This window comes from Thermorhabdus hydrogeniformans (assembly GCF_049310025.1).
Taxonomy (GTDB): Bacteria; Bacillota; Thermosediminibacteria; order Thermosediminibacterales; family Tepidanaerobacteraceae; genus JBJYKD01.
Window position 1 is genome coordinate 1 of record NZ_JBJYKD010000082.1, and the last position, 501, is coordinate 501.

The window sequence follows — 501 nt, forward strand, 5'->3', positions numbered from 1 at the left end:
ACCCCCGGATCTTAGCTTGCTTGCAGCTCCCCGGGGCGTTTCGCCGCTCGCTGCGCCCTTCGTCGCCCTCTTACGCCTAGGCATCCTCCGTGTGCCCTTCTTCGCTTGACCTTAGCGAAATTGTTCTCTCATTTACCCGTTTTTCCACTTCACTGTGCAGTTTTCAAGGTGCAAAATTTTGGTGGGCTTAGGTGGACTCGAACCACCGACCTCACGCTTATCAGGCGTGCGCTCTCACCTGCTGAGCTATAAGCCCACTTACCTTTTTGTAAGTGTTGGTTGATTATTATGACTTACAACCTCTTACTTCTTACTTGGTTTATGGTGGAGATGAGGAGATTCGAACTCCTGACCCCCTGCGTGCAAGGCAGGTGCTCTCCCAGCTGAGCTACACCCCCACTTTTTTGAGAGAATGGTCTCTCAAAACCAAACAGTGCCACGCCCGGGTCAAGTTTCTCCTTAGAAAGGAGGTGATCCAGCCGCACCTTCCGATACGGCTAC

General features: G+C 52.5%; 2 tRNA genes and 1 rRNA gene. All 3 read right to left on the minus strand.

Annotated elements, in window-relative coordinates:
- Nucleotides 1-111, minus strand: a 23S ribosomal RNA gene (locus ACKX14_RS15565); the annotation flags it as partial.
- A gap of 68 nt (nt 112-179) precedes the next feature.
- A tRNA-Ile gene (locus tag ACKX14_RS15570) sits at nt 180-256 on the minus strand.
- A 66-nt stretch (nt 257-322) separates the two neighbouring features.
- Nucleotides 323-398: transfer RNA gene (locus ACKX14_RS15575), tRNA-Ala, on the minus strand.
- Nucleotides 399-501: the final 103 nt, after the last annotated feature.